This window comes from Corynebacterium sp. KPL2825, from assembly GCF_037908445.1.
Taxonomy (GTDB): Bacteria; Actinomycetota; Actinomycetes; order Mycobacteriales; family Mycobacteriaceae; genus Corynebacterium; species Corynebacterium kefirresidentii.
In genome coordinates, this window is record NZ_JBBMGI010000015.1 from 23,290 (window position 1) to 42,947 (window position 19,658).

General features: G+C 56.8%; 17 protein-coding genes. 11 read left to right on the forward strand and 6 right to left on the reverse strand.

The annotated features are described in order from the left end of the window. Nucleotides 1–2 precede the first annotated feature (2 nt). Nucleotides 3–464, reverse strand: a complete 462-nt coding sequence (locus tag WMQ00_RS10915) for a ribonuclease domain-containing protein (protein WP_200288798.1) — start codon at nucleotides 462–464, stop codon at nucleotides 3–5. 211 nt (nucleotides 465–675) lie between these two features. Here WMQ00_RS10915 and dnaG point away from each other — a divergent pair, with 211 nt between their 5' ends. Further along, complete coding sequence (gene dnaG, locus WMQ00_RS10920; RefSeq protein WP_200288799.1) at nucleotides 676–2,598, forward strand: DNA primase; 1,923 nt, start codon at nucleotides 676–678, stop codon at nucleotides 2,596–2,598. A gap of 66 nt (nucleotides 2,599–2,664) precedes the next feature. Here dnaG and WMQ00_RS10925 read toward each other — a convergent pair whose 3' ends face one another. Next, nucleotides 2,665–2,946 (reverse strand): hypothetical protein, encoded by a 282-nt coding sequence (locus WMQ00_RS10925; RefSeq protein ID WP_023021011.1) that lies wholly within the window; start codon nucleotides 2,944–2,946, stop codon nucleotides 2,665–2,667. Nucleotides 2,947–3,378: 432 nt separating this feature from the next. Between WMQ00_RS10925 and WMQ00_RS10930 the strand changes: the two genes are divergently transcribed. From WMQ00_RS10930 to WMQ00_RS10940, 3 genes are all read left to right on the forward strand, one after another. Continuing rightward, nucleotides 3,379–4,659, forward strand: coding sequence for an acid phosphatase (locus WMQ00_RS10930; protein ID WP_234288168.1), 1,281 nt, complete (start codon nucleotides 3,379–3,381; stop codon nucleotides 4,657–4,659). Between the two features lie 84 nt (nucleotides 4,660–4,743). Next, nucleotides 4,744–5,967, forward strand: a complete 1,224-nt coding sequence (gene wecB, locus WMQ00_RS10935) for a non-hydrolyzing UDP-N-acetylglucosamine 2-epimerase (RefSeq protein WP_200288800.1) — start codon at nucleotides 4,744–4,746, stop codon at nucleotides 5,965–5,967. Next, nucleotides 5,964–6,629, forward strand: coding sequence for a DUF1707 SHOCT-like domain-containing protein (locus WMQ00_RS10940; protein ID WP_023021014.1), 666 nt, complete (start codon nucleotides 5,964–5,966; stop codon nucleotides 6,627–6,629). The genes wecB and WMQ00_RS10940 overlap by 4 nt, the downstream gene beginning before the upstream one ends. A gap of 55 nt (nucleotides 6,630–6,684) precedes the next feature. On the opposite strand, the gene WMQ00_RS10945 is transcribed toward WMQ00_RS10940, so the two are convergent. Together WMQ00_RS10945 and WMQ00_RS10950 are read right to left on the reverse strand one after the other, a co-directional pair. Continuing rightward, the gene (locus tag WMQ00_RS10945) at nucleotides 6,685–7,902 is read right to left on the reverse strand and encodes an acetyl-CoA C-acetyltransferase (RefSeq protein WP_200288801.1); all 1,218 of its coding nucleotides are present in this window, start codon (nucleotides 7,900–7,902) and stop codon (nucleotides 6,685–6,687) included. A gap of 12 nt (nucleotides 7,903–7,914) precedes the next feature. Continuing rightward, nucleotides 7,915–8,685, reverse strand: coding sequence for an IclR family transcriptional regulator domain-containing protein (locus WMQ00_RS10950; protein WP_200288802.1), 771 nt, complete (start codon nucleotides 8,683–8,685; stop codon nucleotides 7,915–7,917). Nucleotides 8,686–8,800: 115 nt separating this feature from the next. On the opposite strand from WMQ00_RS10950, the gene WMQ00_RS10955 reads away from it, so the two are divergent. Together WMQ00_RS10955 and WMQ00_RS10960 are read left to right on the forward strand one after the other, a co-directional pair. Next, a complete protein-coding gene (locus WMQ00_RS10955; RefSeq protein WP_023021017.1) occupies nucleotides 8,801–9,544 on the forward strand; it encodes a CoA transferase subunit A in 744 nt (247 codons plus the stop codon). Continuing rightward, entirely contained in the window at nucleotides 9,544–10,185 is a 642-nt protein-coding gene (locus WMQ00_RS10960) for a 3-oxoacid CoA-transferase subunit B (protein ID WP_086589098.1), read from the forward strand. The genes WMQ00_RS10955 and WMQ00_RS10960 overlap by 1 nt, the downstream gene beginning before the upstream one ends. 160 nt (nucleotides 10,186–10,345) lie before the next feature. On the opposite strand, the gene WMQ00_RS10965 is transcribed toward WMQ00_RS10960, so the two are convergent. Next, nucleotides 10,346–11,698 (reverse strand): MFS transporter, encoded by a 1,353-nt coding sequence (locus WMQ00_RS10965; RefSeq protein ID WP_200288803.1) that lies wholly within the window; start codon nucleotides 11,696–11,698, stop codon nucleotides 10,346–10,348. 398 nt (nucleotides 11,699–12,096) lie between these two features. Between WMQ00_RS10965 and WMQ00_RS10970 the strand changes: the two genes are divergently transcribed. From WMQ00_RS10970 to WMQ00_RS10985, 4 genes are all read left to right on the forward strand, one after another. Then, complete coding sequence (locus tag WMQ00_RS10970; RefSeq protein WP_023021020.1) at nucleotides 12,097–13,656, forward strand: hypothetical protein; 1,560 nt, start codon at nucleotides 12,097–12,099, stop codon at nucleotides 13,654–13,656. 2 nt (nucleotides 13,657–13,658) lie between these two features. After that, nucleotides 13,659–14,210 carry an acetyl-CoA carboxylase biotin carboxyl carrier protein gene (accB, locus tag WMQ00_RS10975; RefSeq protein ID WP_239208746.1) on the forward strand — a complete coding sequence of 184 codons (552 nt, stop codon included), beginning with the start codon at nucleotides 13,659–13,661 and terminating at the stop codon, nucleotides 14,208–14,210. A 33-nt stretch (nucleotides 14,211–14,243) separates the two neighbouring features. Then, the gene (accC, locus tag WMQ00_RS10980; RefSeq protein ID WP_239208748.1) at nucleotides 14,244–15,617 is read left to right on the forward strand and encodes an acetyl-CoA carboxylase biotin carboxylase subunit; all 1,374 of its coding nucleotides are present in this window, start codon (nucleotides 14,244–14,246) and stop codon (nucleotides 15,615–15,617) included. Between the two features lie 168 nt (nucleotides 15,618–15,785). After that, nucleotides 15,786–16,709, forward strand: a complete 924-nt coding sequence (locus WMQ00_RS10985) for a DMT family transporter (protein WP_239208750.1) — start codon at nucleotides 15,786–15,788, stop codon at nucleotides 16,707–16,709. Nucleotides 16,710–16,720: 11 nt separating this feature from the next. Here WMQ00_RS10985 and WMQ00_RS10990 read toward each other — a convergent pair whose 3' ends face one another. Continuing rightward, entirely contained in the window at nucleotides 16,721–17,788 is a 1,068-nt protein-coding gene (locus WMQ00_RS10990; RefSeq protein WP_200288804.1) for a PDR/VanB family oxidoreductase, read from the reverse strand. Between the two features lie 464 nt (nucleotides 17,789–18,252). On the opposite strand from WMQ00_RS10990, the gene WMQ00_RS10995 reads away from it, so the two are divergent. Then, complete coding sequence (locus tag WMQ00_RS10995; RefSeq protein WP_234288169.1) at nucleotides 18,253–19,620, forward strand: oxygenase MpaB family protein; 1,368 nt, start codon at nucleotides 18,253–18,255, stop codon at nucleotides 19,618–19,620. The last annotated feature ends 38 nt before the right edge of the window (nucleotides 19,621–19,658 follow it).

The following is a 19,658-nucleotide window of genomic DNA, read 5'->3' on the forward strand; positions in this document are numbered from 1 at the left end:
GATTACTCCTCTGCGTCCGGGATAGAACAGAAGCTTTCATAGTGGTCGTCGGTGTAGTACCACACGTCTGGGTCGGTCTCGCTGCCGCCACCGGTGATGATGCGGCGGGCACCGCGGTTGTGTCTGCCGGGGGTTTCTACCGTGTATTCGCGGTAGTAATTCTTGTCCTGCTGGGGCAGCCGGCCCTCGTAATTGCCAAAGCGGGCGTTGTCATTATCCGGGTAGTCGTAGGGGCCACCGGCCAAGATATCGTCTGCGGTGTCTTTGGCCTCGGCGGGTAGGGAAGACATCTCGCAAGTATCGGCGTCGCCAGTCGCGGTCCCTGCTGCGGACTCCGACGGTGAAGAGGCAGAGGATTCATCATTGCCGCCGAGGTCGAAGCCGAAGTAGCCTGCCACGACGGCGAGCGCAAGGCCGCCGAGGGCAACGGGGAGCGATTTCTTGGACGCTTTGGACTTGGGCATACCTTTATTGTTGCAGGTGCGGCGCTAAAAGTATAAATCGCCCTGGGCCAATAGAGAGGTCAAAAATTCCCCCGTCACGGGGGTAGGTAACAGCGTGGGTAAAGTACCCCAACAGAGGGTAATTTGCGCCCAAACTGTGAACCCTGGCGAAGGGCACCTTCCTGTCCTAGGCAGTTAAGCGTTCCCACCGCGCGCGGGGTAGTCTGTACGCATGGCAAAAGGCAGAATTCCGGACAGCGATATCCAAGCTATCCGTGAACGCGCGCCTTTAGAAGAAATCGTCGGCGAGTACGTGCAGCTCAAGCCCGCCGGGCACGATTCGCTTAAGGGCCTTAGCCCCTTCAAGGATGAAAAGACTCCGTCCTTTCACGTGCGCCCGCAGCGCGGCTACTATCACTGCTTTTCCACCGGCAAGGGTGGCGATGTATTCAGCTTCCTGATGGAAATGGAGCAGGTCTCCTTCCCAGAAGCGGTTGAAGCGGTAGCGCAGAAGATCGGCTATCACATCAACTACCAGGGCGGTTCTACGGGCGCGCGCAATGAGAAGCCGGGCACGCGGCAGCGCCTCATCGCTGCCAATAAAGCCGCCCACGAGTTTTACCGCCAGCAGTTGGAGACCCCACAAGCGGCTACAGCCCGCGATTTCCTGCTGGATCGCGGTTTTTCCCGCGAGGTCATCTATGACTTCGAGTGCGGCTATGCCCCAGAGGGATGGGATACGGCTACCAAACACCTGCTGCGCCTAGGCTTTTCCTTTGAAGAGCTGGAAGCAGCTGGCATTTCCAAGATGGGCAAGCGTGGTCCCATCGACCGCTTCCATCGTCGTTTGCTGTGGCCGATTAAGGACCTTTCCGGCAACGTCATTGGCTTTGGCGCCCGCAAGCTTTTCGACGACGACAAGCTCGGCAAGTACATGAACACCTCTGAGACCATGCTCTACCGCAAGTCCAAGGTGCTCTTTGGCCTCGATTTGGCCAAGCGCAATATCGCCGAAAACCACCAAGCCGTGGTGGTAGAAGGCTACACGGATGTCATGGCCATGTATGCCGCAGGCGTCAAGACCGCTGTTGCTTCCTGTGGTACCGCCTTTGGCGGCGAGCACCTGCAGGTGCTGCGCCGACTCATGCTGGATGATTCCTACTTCAATGGCGAGCTCATCTATACCTTTGACGGCGATGAGGCAGGGCAGAAGGCCGCCATGCGCGCCTTTGATGGCGAGCAAAAGTTCACCGGTCAATCCTTTGTCTCCGTAGCGCCCGACGGCATGGATCCGTGCGATCTGCGTCTGCACAAAGGCGATGCCGCCGTGCGCGAGCTCATCGCGGACCGCATCCCCATGTTCGAGTTCGTTATCCAGTCCGTCATCGCGGAATACAGCATTGACAGCGCCGAGGGGCGCCTGCAGGCCCTGCGCCGCGCGGTACCCGTGGTCGCACAGATCCGTGATCAACCTTTGCAGCGTGAATATGCCCGGCGTCTAGCAGGTTGGGTGGGCTGGCCGGATCCGGAAGAGGTTCTCCGGCAGGTGCGCGCGGAGGCACGCAAGCCCAAGAAAGCCGAAAAGCCCACCATTCGTCGCTTCGACAATGCGAAGCAGCAGCCGGCACAGCAGGACGTGCCGATGATCCATCCGCCGAGCCCGAAGGAGACCCACCTGTGGCCTCAGCGCGAGGCCCTCAAGCTGGCCTTGCAGATGCCGCAGGTGGCAGGCTCGTACTTCGATGGCATTACTGCCGACGCCTATACCAACGACGCCTACCGCCTCGTGCGCCAAGCCATCTCTACCGTGGGCGGCGCAGCTCAGGGCGCCACCATGCCGGCCGTGGAATGGATCGCCGCGGTGGCCGGGGAAATGCAGGATCTCACCGGCCGCAACTTCGTCTCGGAGCTTGCCGTAGAGGCCATTTTGCCAACCGACGTCGGCCCCGAAAAATACGCTGACTCCGTGCTTTCCCGCCTGCAAGAAACCGTGGTGGGAGATCAAATTGCCCAGCTGAAGGCTCGTCTTGGCCGCATGCGTCCCTCTGATGATGAGGCTAGCTATAACTCGCTTTTTGCTGACCTCGTCGCTTTAGAGCAAGCCCGTCGCGAGCTCAATGACCGCGCCTTCCGCGGCACGCCTCCCCAAGGTTAAAAATATCCCCTCGCCATGTCACCGATTCAGGTGCGCAGCGAGGGGAGGGAAGAGGCTGAAACTAATTTAGTCCTCATCAGGTTCATAAATGCGGTCCGCGTTGTCTACTTGGGAACCGCGCAGCCGGCCTTTGCCCTTGCGCTTGGAAGATAGATCGCGAACCTCCCGCATGCGCGGTTCCGGATCCAAGCGGTTGGCTACTGCCTTGCGCGCAGAAGTGACGGCAGATTTGGTTACGGGGGAGTTGATGGCCTTCTCGTAGGCGCCCTTGATCTGGTGGTAGCGCTTGCGGCCTGCTTTGGTGCCAAAAACGTATCCTGCTGCGGCGCCGAAGACGAATTGGATCATTATTTAGCGTGTCCCCTTATTCCAGTACGAGTAAAAGTTCTCCACTAGCCTACCGCGAAGGCCCGTCGCTCGCTGCTAGCCACCGTTAAGGGGTAAAGCTCGATTTGCTGTAGGACAGCTCTTTTCATAAACAGGAATTCGCGCTAGTTTAAAGAGGTGGACATAAACGCGCGTAGGGACTCGGCCGCGGCCTCAGCAGTAGCGCTGGCCGCGCTATTTACCGCGAGTATTTCGGCAGAATCGAGTAACCAGAACACCGGTGTTGCTACTACGCAGAAAGCTTCAGCTTGGTCCGAGGATTGCTAGATAGTACCGGGAAGGTGTAGTCACCGTCCCAGCTTTGTGCATGCGGGTTTAGCGTCACGTTCACCTTTTTGTAACTTTAGCTAGATATTATGCGTGGGAATTCGTTACTAGTGAAAGGTTTCCACGTTGAACTATCGGAATAAACTCCGCCCGGCAGTTCGCGCACTCGCCTTGTGCGCGGCCACCGGACTGACCATAACGCTGGCACCGGCTGCCAGCGCCGCCCTCCCCGTGGCCGTGCCACAGCTCCGCGAGCCTGTTACCCAGCAGACCACCGGCGCTCCTCCGGTCCAGCACCCCGGTGCCCCGGTTCCAGAGCCGTTTAGCACGGACTATATCGCGGGCTTTGAATCCGATGTTTCCTCTTATCAATTTGGCAACTACTGGCAGGTAGTCCAGCTTTTTGATCACATCAAGGCTCAGCCAGAAATCCGCCAAGAAAATATGGACAAGGCCGTGGCCATCAATAACGCCGCAGCCGGTGACCCCGCTTTGATCCGCCGCGCGCAGGCCGATGCCAAGGCCAGCTCGACGAGCGTGCTCAACGCCGTTTCTGACTCGATGGGCAAGAACCTAGGCGATGCCTTCCGCGCTGCCTTGGCCGAGCACCGCCTGCCCAAGACCGAATACCTCCTAGGAAATGGCTATGCGGCCCGCGCAGGCGGACTGGCCAATTCCACGATGTCGGAGAAGTACTACTTCAACTATCAACGCCCGTACCAGCGCGCGCCGCAGGCGATTAAGCGCTATGACGATGGCTCCAAGGATCTCTATCCCACCTCGCCAGCCTTCCCTTCGGGCCATACCAATCAGGCAACGTGGATTACCACGCTGATGTCCTTCATGCTGCCTGAGGTAGGCCCACAGCTCATGCTGCGCGGCGCGGAGGCCGGCAACCACCGCGTAGTACTGGGCGTGCATTACCCGCTGGATGTCATCGGTGGGCGCATGACAGGACAGGCCGCCGCGGCTGACCGCTTGAATGACAAGCGCATGCGCAATGCCCTGTGGCAAGCCTCGATGGAAGTGCGCAAGGAAATTAAGTGGCGCACCGGCAAGACGGTGGAAGAATTGGTGGCCCAGGATCGGGCAGAGGGCACCGACTATCGGTCCACGGCGGATGCGGTAGAACAATACTCCACATTCATGGACTATGACTTCGCCCCGCGCTACCGAACTGACGCCCCGATGGTCGTCCCGCAGGCCGCTCCAGTGCTGCTTGCCGCATCCCATCCAGAGCTCAGCTGGGATCAGCGTGCCGAGGTGCTACGCCAGACCGCGCGTCCAGCCGGCAACCCATTGGATTGGCAAGCAGAAGGAGGCTCATGGCAGCGTCTCGATCTAGCCCGCGCCATGGCGGCCAGGGTGACCATCGCCCCAGACGGCGGCGTGAGCGTCAGCGGCTAGCAGGTTCTGCAACCTGTGGGGGTACAGATCTCCAGACCATGGTTCAATTTAGAAATATCTCCGTCACTCTAAAGGAAAAGATTAGTGACTAAGCCCAAGATAATGACCGTTTACGGCACCCGGCCGGAGGCCATTAAGGTCGCCCCCGTCGTTAAGGCGCTGGATAAAGATGAGCGCTTTGAATCCATCCCGGTCTCTACCGGTCAGCATAAAGAGATGCTGGAGCAGGTCAACACCATGTTTGGCATCCAGCCGAAGCACGACCTGGGGCTCATGAAACAGGGACAGGGACTCAATGAGCTTGTCTCCCGCGCCATCGCTGGATTGGACTCCATTATTGAGGAAGAAAAGCCGGACGTCATCATCTCCCAAGGCGATACCTCTACCGCTATGGCTGCAGCGCTCGCCGGATTCCATCGCGGGGTAAAGATCGTTCACCTCGAAGCCGGTTTGCGTACCGGCGATATTCATTCGCCGTTCCCAGAAGAAGCTAACCGTAAGCTCATTGGTCAGGTAGCCGAGCTGCACCTGGCTCCAACCGAAGGCTCGATGGAGAACCTGCGCCGCGAGAATGTGCGTTCCAAGGACATTGTGGTCACCGGTAATACCGTCATTGACGCTCTGCTGGAAGCAGCATCGTGGGACACGAAGTTCGCAGACCCTGCCCTGCAGGAAGCCGCAGACTCCGATAAGCAGCTTGTCGTAGTTACCACCCACCGCCGCGAGAACCTTGAGGCGATGAAGGAAATCGGTGGTGCAGTTAAGGACTTGGCAGAAGCCTATCCGGAGATTAACTTCGCATTGCCGCTGCACCTCAACCCCAAGGTGCGCCAGGCGGTCCTGCCGGAGGTCGAGCACCTGCCAAATATCATCATCACGGATCCGCTGCCTTATGACCAGTTCACGCAGCTACAAAACCGTGCCACCATCATCTTGACTGACTCCGGCGGAGTCCAGGAGGAGGCACCAGCATTGGGCAAGCCGGTGCTAGTCATGCGCCAAAACACCGAGCGCCCCGAAGCCGTCGTTGCCGGCACGGTTAAGCTGGTGGGCACTAATCGCGATCTCATTGTGGCAGAGGCAAAGCTTTTGCTTTCCGACGACGCCGCATTCGACGCCATGGCCAACGCCGTCAATCCTTATGGTGACGGCAAGGGCGCGCAGCGCGCTATTGCGGCTATCGCAGAGTTGACCGGGGTAGGCGAGCGCGTAGAGGATTTTCTGCCGGAGGCAGGTTCCTCTAAGGGGCCCAAAGGCGAGGAATCACTCGCGCGCCTGCCGGAGAAAGCGGATATATTAAAGGTATGAAACCGCTGGATATCCGCTGTAACCACCGAGAGCGCATGAAAGCTGCAGACATTTTAGGAGATGCGCTTTCGGCAGGGCAGATTGACCTCGATGATTTTGAAAAACGCTCGGCCGCCTGCGTTAATGCGACGACTCGCGCTGAGCTCATCGAGCCGCTGGCTGACCTTGTAGAGGACCCAGAAATTCTCCTGTTCGGGCAAGAACGAAAAATCGCAAAGGCCTATGCGGGCCAGCAAGAATCCAAAGCCATCGCCAAGGTGGAGCAGGCTATCCGCCAGGTGCAGCCGAGCGTGCAGGAGACCCGCTCCCTTGCGGTGGGGATCTTCGGCGGGTCTACTGTCAGCGGCGGGGCAGTAGCTCGTTCTCTGACGGCGTTGGGCTTTTTCGGTGGCGTGGACATCGATCTCACGGGCGTCGCCCTGCACAGTCGTACTACCACCATCAACGCGGCGGGCGTCTTTGGTGGCGTCGATGTTTATATTCCCGAAGGCTTCCGCGTCCACGTCAGCGGCGTTGGCCTTTTTGGCGGACATGACCTCAAGGTAGAGAACGGCGCCATCCATCCGAATGACCTCCCAGTAGACGCGCCAGAAATTATTGTGAACTGCTATAGCCTCTTCGGCGGCGTAGACGTTCACGTGGGGCGCCGCTACGGCGAGTAACCAAGCGCGATTGTAGTGCAAGCAACCACTTGCACTAATGAGCGTGGGCCAGTGCTTAGTCGGCCTCGATGATCGCTGCTAGACCTTGTCCGCCTCCAATACACATGGTAACCAGCGCGAGCTTACCGCCGGTGCGGTGAAGGTGATGCGCGGCGGTGACGACGATGCGGGCACCGGTAGCACCCACGGGATGGCCGAGCGAAATGCCAGAACCGTGCGGGTTGAAGCGCGGATCATCTGCCGAAATGTCCCATTCTTTGAGTACAGCCAGCGCTTGGGCGGCAAAGGCCTCATTGAGCTCAATGAGGTCAAGATCATCGAAGGTGATGCCGAGGCGATCCATAACCTTGCGGGAAGCCTCCACCGGGCCGATACCCATGCGTTCCGGATCCACGCCGGCTAGGGCCCATCCCTTGAGCGTGACCATTGGGGTAAGACCTAGCTCCTCGGCTTTTTCACGGGTAGTCACTAGGACGGCCGCGGCACCATCGTTTTGGCCCGAGGCATTACCGGCGGTAACCGTTGCCTCTTCGTCCTCCTTGCGCATGACCGCGCGCAGTTTAGATAGCTTGTCTGTACTGGAATCTGGGCGGACATGTTCATCCTTGTCTACGACGATAGGCTCCCCCTTGCGCTGGGGGACGGTGACGGGGATGATTTCGGCGTCGAAAAGCGATTGTTCCTGTGCAGCGGCGGCATTGCGGTGGGAACGTGCAGCGAGCTCGTCTTGGGCGACGCGCTCGATGGAGTATTCGCGGCGGAGATTTTCGGCGGTCTCAATCATGCCGCCGGCAATCGGGTGGTGCTTTCCGCCGGCGGCCTCGCGGGCTTCTTGGAGGCGATCGCGAAAGATCATATTTCCTCCCTTTGCTCCCCAGCGTACATCCGCATCAACGGTGTATTCGGTGCGGGACATAGACTCCGCGCCGCCGGCGATGATGACATCGGCAGCGCCAGTAGCAATGTGGGCACCTGCGGTAATAATGGCCTGCAGACCCGATCCGCAGCGGCGATCGAGCTGCATACCCGGCACGGTGGTGGGCAGGCCAGCGTCTAAGGCAGCCACGCGGCCCAAAGCGGGTGCGGCACCATTAGGGGAGCCTTGGCCCAAGATGACGTCATCGATTTTGGTGGGCTCGATACCGGACTCTTCCACAATGGTCTTGACCACGAGGCTAGCTAATTCTTGGACGGGGACGGACTTTAGCGCGCCACCATAACGGCCGACAGGGGTGCGCTTGGGGTAGCAAAGGACTACGTCGCGGGTGTGCATGATAATTCTCCTTTAAGAAAGTTCGGTGGTGGCAAGGTCATGGGAGATTGCCTTGCAGGTTGCGATGAGCTCCGGCAGGATGCACGTGGTGAGATCCTCAGTGGAATAGACGGATGTTTGGGTTGAGACATTGATGGCTGCAGCAGTGCGGCCCGAACCATAGCGAATAGGAACTGCAATGGAACGCAGGCCCTTCTCCAGCTCTTGGTCTACGATGACCCAACCGCGTTTCCGGATCTCCGCTAGGCGCGCCCGAAGATCCGCGGGTGCGGTGAGCGTGTGAGGGGTGACTTTCTCCAGCGACGCCGTTTCTAGGAATTCGTCCAACTGCGATGGAGTGAGATCCGCTAACAGTACCTGTCCCATTGAGGTCGCGTGCGCGGGAAAGCGGGTGCCGATGGTGATATTGGTGGCCATGATGCGGTGTGCAGCGGCGCGGGCAATATAAACCACGGTGTCCCTATCCAACACACTGACAGAGCAGGATTCATCGAGTTTGGTGGATAACTCCCTCAAATGGGGCTGGGTAATATCGGGAAGACCCAAACTCGATAGGTAGGAATAGCCCAGTTCCAAAACCCGGGGGGTAAGCCAAAACTCAGAGCCATCCGTGCGCGCGTACCCCTCCGTTACCAAGGTGTGCAAAAAACGACGTGCAGTGGCACGTGCTAGCCCTGTGACCTCGGCAACCTGGGCCAGAGTCTGGCGTGGGCGCTCGCCATTAAAAGAGTGCAAAACGGCTAATCCGCGGGCGAGTGACTGCACCGTGGGGGTGTCGTTCAAGGTGTGGTCTCCGATTCTAAAAATTGATGAAGTGGCCTACGTCTCGTAATTGTATCCAAAAGTGTTCGCACTGTGAACCCTTGTGCAATATATGAACCACACGTAGGCTGAAGCCATGTTAGATAAAGTCATCGACTCAGTAGAAAATGCCGTAGCAGATATTCCAGACGGCGCTTCCATTGCGGTGGGCGGATTCGGGCTCGTGGGAATTCCGGCGCGTCTAATTGATGCTCTGCGCGAACTCGGCTCTGGAGACCTCACCATCATTTCCAATAATCTTGGTACCGACGATTTCGGGCTCGGGCTCTTGCTTAAAGATCATCGCATTTCCCGCTCTATTGGTTCCTATCTCGGAACGAATAAGGAGTACGCCCGCCAGTATCTCGAAGGAGAACTGACTGTGGAATTTACCCCGCAGGGAACGTTGGCCGAGCGTATGCGTGCCGGCGGTGCTGGCATTCCCGCCTTCTATACCAAGGCCGGCGTGGGAACCCCGCTTGCGGAAGGGGATATCCCCACCCGTTATAACCCGGATGGGTCCATAGCGCAGACTTCTAAGCCGAAGGAAACTCGTGAGTTTAACGGCGAGCTCTACGTGCTGGAGGAGGCACTGACCCCAGATTTTGCCTTCGTTCATGCCGCTCGCGCAGATCGATACGGCAACCTAGCTTTTGCCAAGACTGCGCAGAACTTTAACCCGGATGCCGCTCGTTGCGCTGATATCACCATTGTGCAGGCAGAAGAATTGGTGGAGGCGATTCCGCCGGCCGAGGTTGACGTGCCGGGCATCTACGTCGATCGCGTCGTAGAAGTGGGAAAGCAAGAAACTGGAATCGAATTTAGGACGGTGAGCAAGTAATGACCTGGTCACGTGAAGAAATGGCGGCTCGGGCCGCACAGGAATTGAAAAACGGCGACTACGTCAACCTAGGAATTGGCATGCCAACGTTGATTCCTGGATTCCTCCCAGAGGGCCTCGAAGTGGTGCTTCATTCTGAAAATGGCATCTTGGGCGTAGGTCCGTACCCGGCCGAAGATAAGGTGGACCCGGAACTTATCAATGCTGGCAAAGAGACCATCACTGCTGCTCCCGGAGCTTCATTCTTTTCTTCTTCGGAATCCTTTGGAATGATTCGATCACGCGCTATCGACGTAGCGGTACTTGGTGCCATGGAAGTATCCCAATTCGGAGACCTTGCCAATTGGATGATTCCGGGCAAGATGGTCAAAGGTATGGGCGGTGCCATGGATTTGGTTCATGGCGCCAAACGCATCGTGGTGATGATGCAGCACGTGTCCAAACATGGCAAGTCCAAAATCCTTTCAGAATGCCAACTGCCGCTCACCGGCGCGCGTTGCGTGGATCTTATTATTACGGACCGCGCCGTCTTCGAGGTTGATGAGTTAGAAGGTCTGACCTTAGTTCAGATGGCTGAGGGGGAGACTGAGGACTCCATCCGCGAGGTTACTGATGCCCCATTCACGCTGGACCTGTCTTAGTCCTGAACTGTTCCCGAAAGCCCGCCTTCTAGCACTCGGAAGGCGGGCTTTCTTTTTCATTTCTAATGAGTGGGGTTCTTTGGTGCTGAATTAGCTAAAGGCTGGGCCGAAATGATTCATGCTTCGGCCCAGCCCTAGGTGGGAATGAGAGAGGTACTAGTTAGACATCGCGTAGGTCTACACCCTTGGTTTCAGGGAGAATGTACATGCTAATGATGGTGAGGACGCATAGGGCGATGACATAAAAGCCAGAGGCCCACGCCAGATCGTGCGCGACAAACCACTGGTAGATATAGGGCGCGGTTCCGCCAAAGACAGCTACAGAGAGGGAGTATGCAAGACCGATACTATGCGTGCGCTGGGCGGTAGGGAAGACCTCGGACATGATGGAAGATAGCAGCGCACCACCGGCGGCGACGATAATCACGCCTACAGTAGAAGCGACGAGCAGGGTCCACGGACGGGAATCGATCAACGCCATGAGTGGGATTTGCAAAACGGCCATACCTACCGCGCAGATATAGATGACGGGTTTGCGTCCAATCTTGTCCGAGAGACTGCCCCACAGCGGTAGAGCGATAAGGCCAGCAACTTGAGCAACCACCGTGACCCAGTACGCGCCTTGTGTGGTCATTCCTTCGTGGCTAATGGCATAGGTAGAAACGTAGGAGGTCCACGTGTAGTGCGCGGAAGTAACGCCGGAGACCATGCCGATAACGAGCAGGATATTGATCCAAGCCGGACGAGTAGCGGAGGCAGATTGAGGGATTGCTGCGCGCTCCTTGCGCGCTGGGGTGTCTACGCTGGGCTCGGAACTGTCAATTTCCTTGAAGTGATCAGACTCTTTCATGTGGCGGCGTAGATATAGCGCTACACAGGCAGAGAGCGCGCAGAGGAAGAAGGGGATGCGCCAACCCCATGAGGCAAGTTGGTCATCATTGAGTACGAGGGAGATTAGGCCGCCGAGCACGTAGGCGATGACGGAGCCACCGAAAATGGAAACGTAGACCATAGAGCCCCATTTACCGCGGTGGGCGTTGGGGGCGATTTCTGGGATATAGCTATTGGCGGCAGCTGATTCACCGCCGTGGGCGAAGCCCTGCAGGATACGGATCACCAAAAGACCCACAGAGGACCAAATGCCGATCTGCTCATAGGTGGGCATGACTCCGATGATCGCGGAGGCGATGGCCATCATGATAATGGTCATCATGAGTACAGATTTTCGGCCGCGCTGATCTGCTACGCGGCCGAAGACGATGCCTCCGAGTGGACGCACAAGGAAGCCAACGGCAAAAACGCCGAAGGTAGCTAAAAGGGCGGAGGTGGAGTCACCCTTATTGAACATTGCGGTGGCAATGAATGGGGCAAAGACTGCATAGGAGCTCCACTCATACCACTCTAGGATTTGCCCGGTAAGGCTGGCTCCTAGGGATTTGATGTCGGTGGTAGAAGCTGCGTTTTTGCCGGATTCGGTATCTGGTGGCGATGTCGGTTTGGTGGTGGATGTCATGAGTTCTCCTTGTAGTGGGACCGGGACGGTTGGGAAAAATATTACCTAGATCACACAAATGGGCGGCGAGGATCCAAAGTATTGAGATCGTCTGGCGCTATTGATGTTGTTTACCGCGTGAGAAACTGCACGTGATGAACCCCTTTCGGGGACAACCTGTGGTTAGATTTATGGTTCGCATTGTGAACTTGGGTGCGCATTGTGACCCCACTTGGGGGTAGTTGGGTAAATGTCTAGCGTTTCTGAGCTTGGATAACGGCGGGAAAGCCCTCCTTAGGTAAAAGTTTTAGGTTCACAGTGGTGGACACTGGTGTAGCGTGTGACACATGACACGGACGGAAAGGTATGAGTCCTAAGCCACCCGAGTCTTGTCGGAGCCACACCCTAAGGAGGGATTTATGACTGCTCTTAGTCCCGAGGAATTGAGCACAGAAAGCCTCGCCGAAGTCATGGCCGCGGGCGGACGCCCAGCCGATAGCGAGCGTGAAATTAAGATCATCGATACCACCCTGCGCGATGCGCACCAGAGTATCTGGGCCACCCGCATGACCACGGAACACATCCTTTCTCTGCTGGATGACATCACCAATGCCGGGTTCGAGCACGTTGACCTAGTTGCCCCCATTCAGTTCGACGTGGCCGTGCGGTATCTCAAAGAGGATCCGTGGGAACGTGTGCGCCTCGTCCACGAGCATGCCGCCCCCGGTACTAAGTTCCGCGCGCTGATTCGCTCCAAGAATCTGGCATCCTTTGACTTCCTGCCGGATGATGCCATCCTTAACTGGACTGAACGCCTTTATGCCAACGGCTTCCGTGTCATTGGTTCTTTTGATGGGCTCAATGACATCGACAACATTGACAAGGGCCTCAAGCTTGCCAAGGAACTTGGCGCTGAGACCTTTGGTGCACTGTCCTACTGCCTTAGCCCAGTGCACACCGATGAGCTCTACAAGCAAAAGGCGGAGGAGCTGCTTGAACGCACCGACGTCGACCGCATCATGCTGAAGGACGCCGGCGGATTGCTCACTCCGGACCGCATGAGAACCCTTATCCCGGCTATCCGCAGCTCCATTGGAGAAGATATCCCGCTGGAGGTACACACCCACTCCCTGACCGGCTTGTCCCCATTGACCTATCTCTTTGGCGCGGAGTTGGGCGTGGATTCCATTCACACCTCCATCGCCCCGCTTGCCAACGGCCCCGGTCAGCCTGCGACCCAGGCCTTGGTACGAGATCTGCGGGCGCTCGGCTATACCGTAAACGTTGACGATGATCGCATCGCCTCTGCCAGTGACCGGATCCAAGAAATCGCCGATACTGAGGATAAGCCGGTGGGTGTGCCGCGTGCTTTCGACGGCCTCCACTATATGCACCAGCTGCCAGGCGGCATGCTGACGAACTTTGAATCTCAGCTGGAAACTGCGGGACTAGGAGATCGATTTGAGGAGCTGCTCTATGAGGTGGCTCGCGTGCGAGAAGAGCTGGCATACCCCATCATGATTACGCCATTTGCCCAGTTCGTGGGTACACAGGCCGTCATGAATGTGATGACTGGTGAGCGCTACTCCGTGGTCCCAAATGAGATTAAGAAGTATGCCCTGGGTTACTACGGTGAACCTCTGGCCCCGCTGGACCCAGAGGTATTGGAAAAGATCCTGGCCAACGGTTCCTCCGAAATCACCGAGGAAATCCCAGAACTCAAGCCGGTACTGCCGGGCCTGAAAGAGGCGCATCCGGACGAGGACATCGACACCCTGCTTTTGCGCGTTATGTTCGCCGGCAGCCAAGTCGATGAAATGAAGCGCTTCGTAGCTGAGGGCCGCGCCGGCGAGGGCGAAGGCGTCAAAGGAGGCGTCTTGACCTCCCTCGTCCAGCAAATCTACAACTCTTCCGATACCACCGACTTCCACCTCAAGACCTCTGACCTGGAAATTAACCTCACTAAAGGAGAAAAGTAATCATGACTGATACCACCAACCTGCAGGATCTGAAGGCCCTCCTGAAGTGGGCCAACCTTTCCGATGATATCCAGGAGCTGCAGATCAAGTATGGCGACATCGAACTCGCCATGTCCCGCACGCCTGGCGGCCTCAACCGTCCAGCCCCGGCTCCGGAAGCAGCTGCCGCACCTGCAGCTGCTCCAGCCGCATCCCCGGCAGAGCAAGTCCCCGCACAGCAGGCGCCAGCGCAGGAAGAGCCCACATCGGCACCCGCTGCACAAGAACCAGCTGATCAGGAGCAGTCGAAGGCTTCCGGAGCTCCGGCAGCAGAGGGCGAGACCGTCACCGCTCCTATGGTCGGTACCTACTATGCTTCCCCGAAGCCGGGCGCGGACCCATTCGTCAAAGTTGGCGATGAGGTCGAGGTAGGACAGGTGCTGTGCATCGTCGAGGTTATGAAGCTGATGAACAATATTGAGGCCAAGTTTGCCGGAACTGTCAAGGAAATCCTCGTGGACAACGAGGATGCCGTTGAGCACGGCCAGCCACTTATGATCATCGAACCAAAGTAAGCCCCGTTCCCGCACAACGATCTGGAGGAAAACATGTCAGATCTCTTAAATAGCGTTCTGATCGCCAACCGCGGCGAGATCGCCTTGCGCGTTATCCGCGCCTGCAAGGAGCTGGGGATAAAATCCATCCTCGTCTACTCTGAGGGTGATAAGGATTCCTTGCCCGTTAAACTAGCTGATAAGGCCGTTTGCATCGGCCCAGCCAACGCCGCGAAAAGCTATAACAGCCCCGAGCTCATCCTTTCTGCGGCCATGGCTTTTAAGGCCGACGCCATTCACCCCGGCTACGGATTCCTATCTGAAAAGCCCGACTTTGTACGCATGGTGGAAGAAGAAAACATCGGCTTTGTCGGTCCCTCTGCCGAACACATCGGTTTGATGGGAGATAAGATCGAGGCAAAGCGCATCGCGCAAGCTGCCGGGGTGCCCACCGTGCCCGGCTCCGATGGAGTAGTCACCGAAATTGATGAGGCGATGGAAGTCGCCCGCAACACAGGCTTCCCGCTGCTTATTAAGGCTGCAGCCGGCGGCGGAGGTCGTGGCATGCGCGTGGTTGAATCCGAGGACACGCTGGAAAAAGATCTCAATGAGATCATGAACGAGGCCGAATCGGCGTTCAACGATCCCTCGGTGTACATCGAGCGCTATCTCACCGATATTAGGCACATTGAGATCCAGGTGCTTTCGGATGGAGAGAACGTCGTGGCCTTGGGAGAGCGTGACTGTACCTCCCAGCGCCGTAACCAGAAGCTTATTGAGGAAGGCCCGTCCCCGGTCCTGACCGAGGAACTCCGAGCGGGGATGCAGGAAGCTGCCATCAACCTGTGCAAGGAAGTTAAATACAAAAACGCCGGTACCATCGAGTTCGTGTTCGACAACACGGAAAACAAGTACTACTTCATCGAGATGAATACCCGTATCCAAGTCGAGCACCCGGTTACGGAAATGATTACCGGTGTGGACCTTATCAAGGAGCAGCTACGCATTGCCTCCGGACAGAAGTTGTCCATCAGGCAGGATGATATTGAGATACGCGGCCACGCTATTGAATGCCGCATCAATGCTGAGGACCCGAACCAAAACTTCGCTCCTCGCCCCGGCAAGATCGAACACTATCGCGTTCCAGGCGGCTTTGGTGTACGCATGGATACCCACATCGAAACTGGCTACACGATCCCACCTTTCTATGATTCTATGGTCGGCAAACTTATCGTGTGGGCAGAAGATCGCGATGAAGCCATCGCTCGAATGCTGCGCGCTATCGATGAGCTAGAGGTGGAGGGCGTGGTGACGACTGCGACGTTCCAGGCGATGTTGCTCGATAGCGAAAAGTTCCGCAGCGGTGAGTTCAATACCGGTTATGTGGCCAAGCTACTGGAGAACACGGACTCCATTCCCACGGATTAATAAATCTTCTGGTAGCTAGCCCGCACCATCTCATGGCAGTGCTGCCGCCTCTCCGAGAGTGCAGGTCCCACAACCCTGGGCCTGCACTCTCAGTGTTTCTGCATTGTGCAATGTGGCAGAAGCCATGCTTGGCGATGCCCCCCAGCTGCCTATAAGAAAGGACGCTCTATGTTGGTCATTGCCGCCCTGCTGGTCGGCGCCATAGTGCCGGTACAGACGGCCATTAATACGCGGTTTCGTGAAAGTATTGGTTCCCCAATTGTGGCGGGATTCTTTTCCTTTATTATTGGCTTGTTCGTTTCTGCGCTTATTGCTCTTGCGCTCACCGGTCACCTAATTCCGGATTTAGCCACCGCTGCGCAACAGCCCTGGTGGGTGTGGCTCGGCGGGTTTATGGGAGTTTCCTTCATCGTGGGAAATATTCTGCTTTTCCCTCGCATCGGCAGTGTGGAGACCGTTATCTTGCCTATCTTGGGGCAGGTAACAATGGGTCTGCTTTGCGATACCACCGGCATATTTAATTCCCCACACGTTGGAGTCGGCCCGCTGCGCATCCTCGGAGTGGCCGTGGTGTTGGTCGGAATCGCGTTGGTATTGGAAATCGGGCGCGGTGCCGCTACTACGCATGCTACAGCCAGTGGTGTGAAGCTGTGGTTGTGGCGGCTTTTTGGGGTTCTTATTGGAATGGGCTCAGCAACCCAAACTGCTGTCAACGGCTTCCTCGGCCGTGCATTGGGCAACCCCCTTCCCGCCGGCGAGGTTTCTCTAGCAGTCGGCGTGCTCTTGCTTGCAGTGCTGTCTATCGCCCCCCGAGGTCCGCGGCGTGCTCTTTTCACCCGTCCCGCCCCTGGTCCGTGGTGGATGTGGTTCGGTGGAGTCCTTGGGGCACTCTTCGTGGTTGGTGGGGCTACGCTTTCTCCCATCTTGGGCACGGGAACGACCGTGATTGGATCGTTGGTGGGATCAATTGTGTGCGGTCAGGTAGTAGAGTCGCTCGGCTGGGGGCATGCGCGCCGGGGACTGCCCCCTATTCACCGCGTAGTGGGACTGGCCTTAGTCATCATTGGGGTCGTGATGGTGCGTTCGCTCTAAAGCGTAGTGCCTTAGCGGCGCCAGCGCTCGAGCACCAGGCGTCTATCCAGTGACCGTGAAACGCAGGGCGCAAAGGCGCCGTCTGCATGCATTTGTTCATTAAAGACGGAATCTCGATGATCTGGCTCGCCTTCTATCACTTTCATAACGCAGGTGCTGCAGGTGCCTTCTAAACAACGTGACATCACCGGCAAGTCAGCTTCCTCGAGTGCCTCGAGTACAGTGACATTGGCTGGAACGTGAACGGTTTCCCCACAAAATTCCACGTCGAAAGCGCAATCGCCTGCACCGGCATTTTTCTCTCCGCTAAGCGCTTCCATATCAGGGTGGAAGTTTTCCCAGTGGAAATTCTGGTGGGGAAGATAGTCCAGCACTACCTCCTTTGCGCCGGACATGAACCCTTGCGGACCGCATACATAAAACACTGTTTCCTGCGGGGCTTGGGACAACAGGTGTCGGTAGATTTCTTCTTGCCGTGCACGGGGTGAGCCAAAAACTTCAATGAGACTATCGCCGCATATGCTGCGCAATTGGGGCAGCAGTACGGCGCGGGTAATGCTAGAGGCGAAGTAGAGAACCATGAAGGGTTTGCCTTGGCGCTGTAGCGATTGGGCCATGGAAAGCATAGGCGCAATACCAACACCGGCGCCGGCGAGCACATAGTAGCTGGCGGTGTCAACGAGTTCGAAGTTATTGTGCGCTGGGGAGATGAGTAACTCATCGCCCGCGCGAAGTTGCATCATGACAAGGGAGCCACCCCGCGAATTCTCTTCGCGTTTAACGGCGATGCCGTAGGTTGAATCCGCACCGGCGCCGCCACAGGGGGTCTCTTTGGATGGCATTTCAAAAACGGAGTACTGGCGCACTAACTCCGTATCCTCTGGCCCGGTGAGCGTGACGTCTACGTGGCAGCCAGGGGAGTAGTCGGGGAGTTTCGCTCCTTTCTTAAAGCAGAATTCCAGCACCATAAGGTCATCAGCGACTGGGGTGACCTGCTGTACTGTGGCCCGCAGCCGCGAACCTTCGCTCCGTTTTGCTGTGCCTCGTGCCGGAGAGTGTTTTAAGGAAGTTTCGTCCATTGTGGCCCCTTTCTGCTCAATGGCGTGGGCGGAGCGAGGGAAGCCTGTGAAGCGTTCTAACGCTGTGCGGCCCATTCGCATCTCGCGGCACCACTTCACGCCATTCAGCTTTTAAAGTAATTGAGGACATAGTAGCCACTAACTGAGTTCTATGTCACTCATGTAGTAACACTGGGCCAGTTAAGCGCATTCGATACACCCACATGGGTGGGTGAAGGCTTCAAATTAAAAGATTTCCTGGCGCATCCTTCTGTCTTATTTCTCATGGTAGGGGGTGTAATTCAAGCCCTTCTGTCCACTGTTGAAAGTTTAAAGCAGAGCAAAATGGGTAAACCTCCGCGAATTCCATTGCGGTGCAATCTGACTCTCTATACGATGACCACTACGTATTAAAGGTGACATAGAGCACATATTGTTCAACAGTGTGTGGTCTCACACTTGAGTGAAGAAAGGGAGTCACTGCAATGTCAACCCCCACCAAGCCCTTGGCGAGCGAAACCACGCAGCCAGAGATTTTGCCGATGTCCGATAATCCTTATGAGGATTTCCGCTATTTTTACCGCGATGGAATGCCGCTACGCCCGGCGCCTAAGCGGCGCGTAGACAAACCGGGTTGGTCCACGCTTCGCCATAATATTTTTGACAAGTGGCACACTGTCCACGATGACTGGGCCGGGTATGACACGCCCCAAACACGACTCCTAGATGACCATATGTGGCAAACGGATGAACAAGGCGCCGCTTTGGCTGAATCCTTCCGTCGCGATGGCGCAAAGAAAGCTCGGGCCGACTTTGAGCAAGCTCTAAATAAGGGCATCGAAACCGTCGAAGAACCGTCATCAGAACTCGTTGCCTTCTTTGAGCAGGTAGATACCATTCCTGAGTGGATTGATCTGGAGGCCGCTGAGCGGGGACGCGTGGCTTATTACAATGCCACGCCAAGCGCAGATTTGCTCACCTTCAACTTTGGTTATTGGGCTACCACCATGGAGGATCGCACCTCTGCGGCCACGGGTGAGACCGGCATGTTCGAATTCAAAGCGATGCAGCGCGCGCTAGAGACTTCCAAGTTCTTTGTTGATTTGGGCAAACAGGATGTCTTTGATCGCTTTGGGGAAGGCCGCAAAGCGGCAGTGCACGTTCGCCTTTTGCATGCACAGGCTAATAGGGGACTGGAAAAGCTATGGGGCCCAGAACACTACAACGAGTTCGGACGGCCGATTGGCTCGAGCTTCCTCGTTTCGGGTGAGGGCTGGTTTGCGCTCATGCCACTAGCCATTGACGAGCTATTCGGTCGTCCTCACTCTGGACAAGATTGGGATGACGTAGCTCAGTACTGGGCTTATGTCTTGCACATGATGGGTGCAGAGCACCGTCTCATTCCAAAAAATGGTGATGAGATGCGCAAAATGACCGACTTCATTTACGCAAATGGTGGGCGGTCTTCCGCGTATCACCAGCGTGTTGCCACTGCGCTGATGTCCATTGTGGAACAAATGGATCCCAATCTGCCGCTAGAAATGCTGGGCTCGTTGGCCACGTTGGTTGGCCCTGAAGATACCAAGTTCATGGTGGAGGGGACCCGTTGGGCCGAATTGGACTTTAGCCAGGCTGCGAAGGATTTTGAGGAAAAGGCCCGTAAAGAGGCTGAAGAAGCCCGCGAAGCGGACCAACGACCAGACGCTGAAGCCTATAAGAAGCAGAAAGCTACTCAAGGTCGCCCGCCGTGGTCGAACGCCTTGGAAGAGGTGCAGGAATACATCAAAAATAACGAGCCTGACGTCAAGGTGGCCTGGACTTTGCACGACGATTCGAAAGAAGCAAAGCGTTAGATCCCGCGCTACCGACTTAAAGATTAGAAAGTGAAGTG

Bases quoted from the DNA above. Each gene is read 5' to 3' on its own strand.
- WMQ00_RS10915 (WP_200288798.1), bottom strand. From the start codon at position 464: ATGCCCAAGTCCAAAGCGTCCAAGAAATCGCTCCCCGTTGCCCTCGGC.
- dnaG (WP_200288799.1), top strand. From the start codon at position 676: ATGGCAAAAGGCAGAATTCCGGACAGCGATATCCAAGCTATCCGTGAA.
- WMQ00_RS10925 (WP_023021011.1), bottom strand. From the start codon at position 2,946: ATGATCCAATTCGTCTTCGGCGCCGCAGCAGGATACGTTTTTGGCACC.
- WMQ00_RS10940 (WP_023021014.1), top strand. From the start codon at position 5,964: ATGAAACCGCTGGATATCCGCTGTAACCACCGAGAGCGCATGAAAGCT.
- WMQ00_RS10945 (WP_200288801.1), bottom strand. From the start codon at position 7,902: ATGCACACCCGCGACGTAGTCCTTTGCTACCCCAAGCGCACCCCTGTC.
- WMQ00_RS10955 (WP_023021017.1), top strand. From the start codon at position 8,801: ATGTTAGATAAAGTCATCGACTCAGTAGAAAATGCCGTAGCAGATATT.
- WMQ00_RS10960 (WP_086589098.1), top strand. From the start codon at position 9,544: ATGACCTGGTCACGTGAAGAAATGGCGGCTCGGGCCGCACAGGAATTG.
- WMQ00_RS10965 (WP_200288803.1), bottom strand. From the start codon at position 11,698: ATGACATCCACCACCAAACCGACATCGCCACCAGATACCGAATCCGGC.
- WMQ00_RS10970 (WP_023021020.1), top strand. From the start codon at position 12,097: ATGACTGCTCTTAGTCCCGAGGAATTGAGCACAGAAAGCCTCGCCGAA.
- accB (WP_239208746.1), top strand. From the start codon at position 13,659: ATGACTGATACCACCAACCTGCAGGATCTGAAGGCCCTCCTGAAGTGG.
- accC (WP_239208748.1), top strand. From the start codon at position 14,244: ATGTCAGATCTCTTAAATAGCGTTCTGATCGCCAACCGCGGCGAGATC.
- WMQ00_RS10985 (WP_239208750.1), top strand. From the start codon at position 15,786: ATGTTGGTCATTGCCGCCCTGCTGGTCGGCGCCATAGTGCCGGTACAG.
- WMQ00_RS10990 (WP_200288804.1), bottom strand. From the start codon at position 17,788: ATGGACGAAACTTCCTTAAAACACTCTCCGGCACGAGGCACAGCAAAA.
- WMQ00_RS10995 (WP_234288169.1), top strand. From the start codon at position 18,253: ATGTCAACCCCCACCAAGCCCTTGGCGAGCGAAACCACGCAGCCAGAG.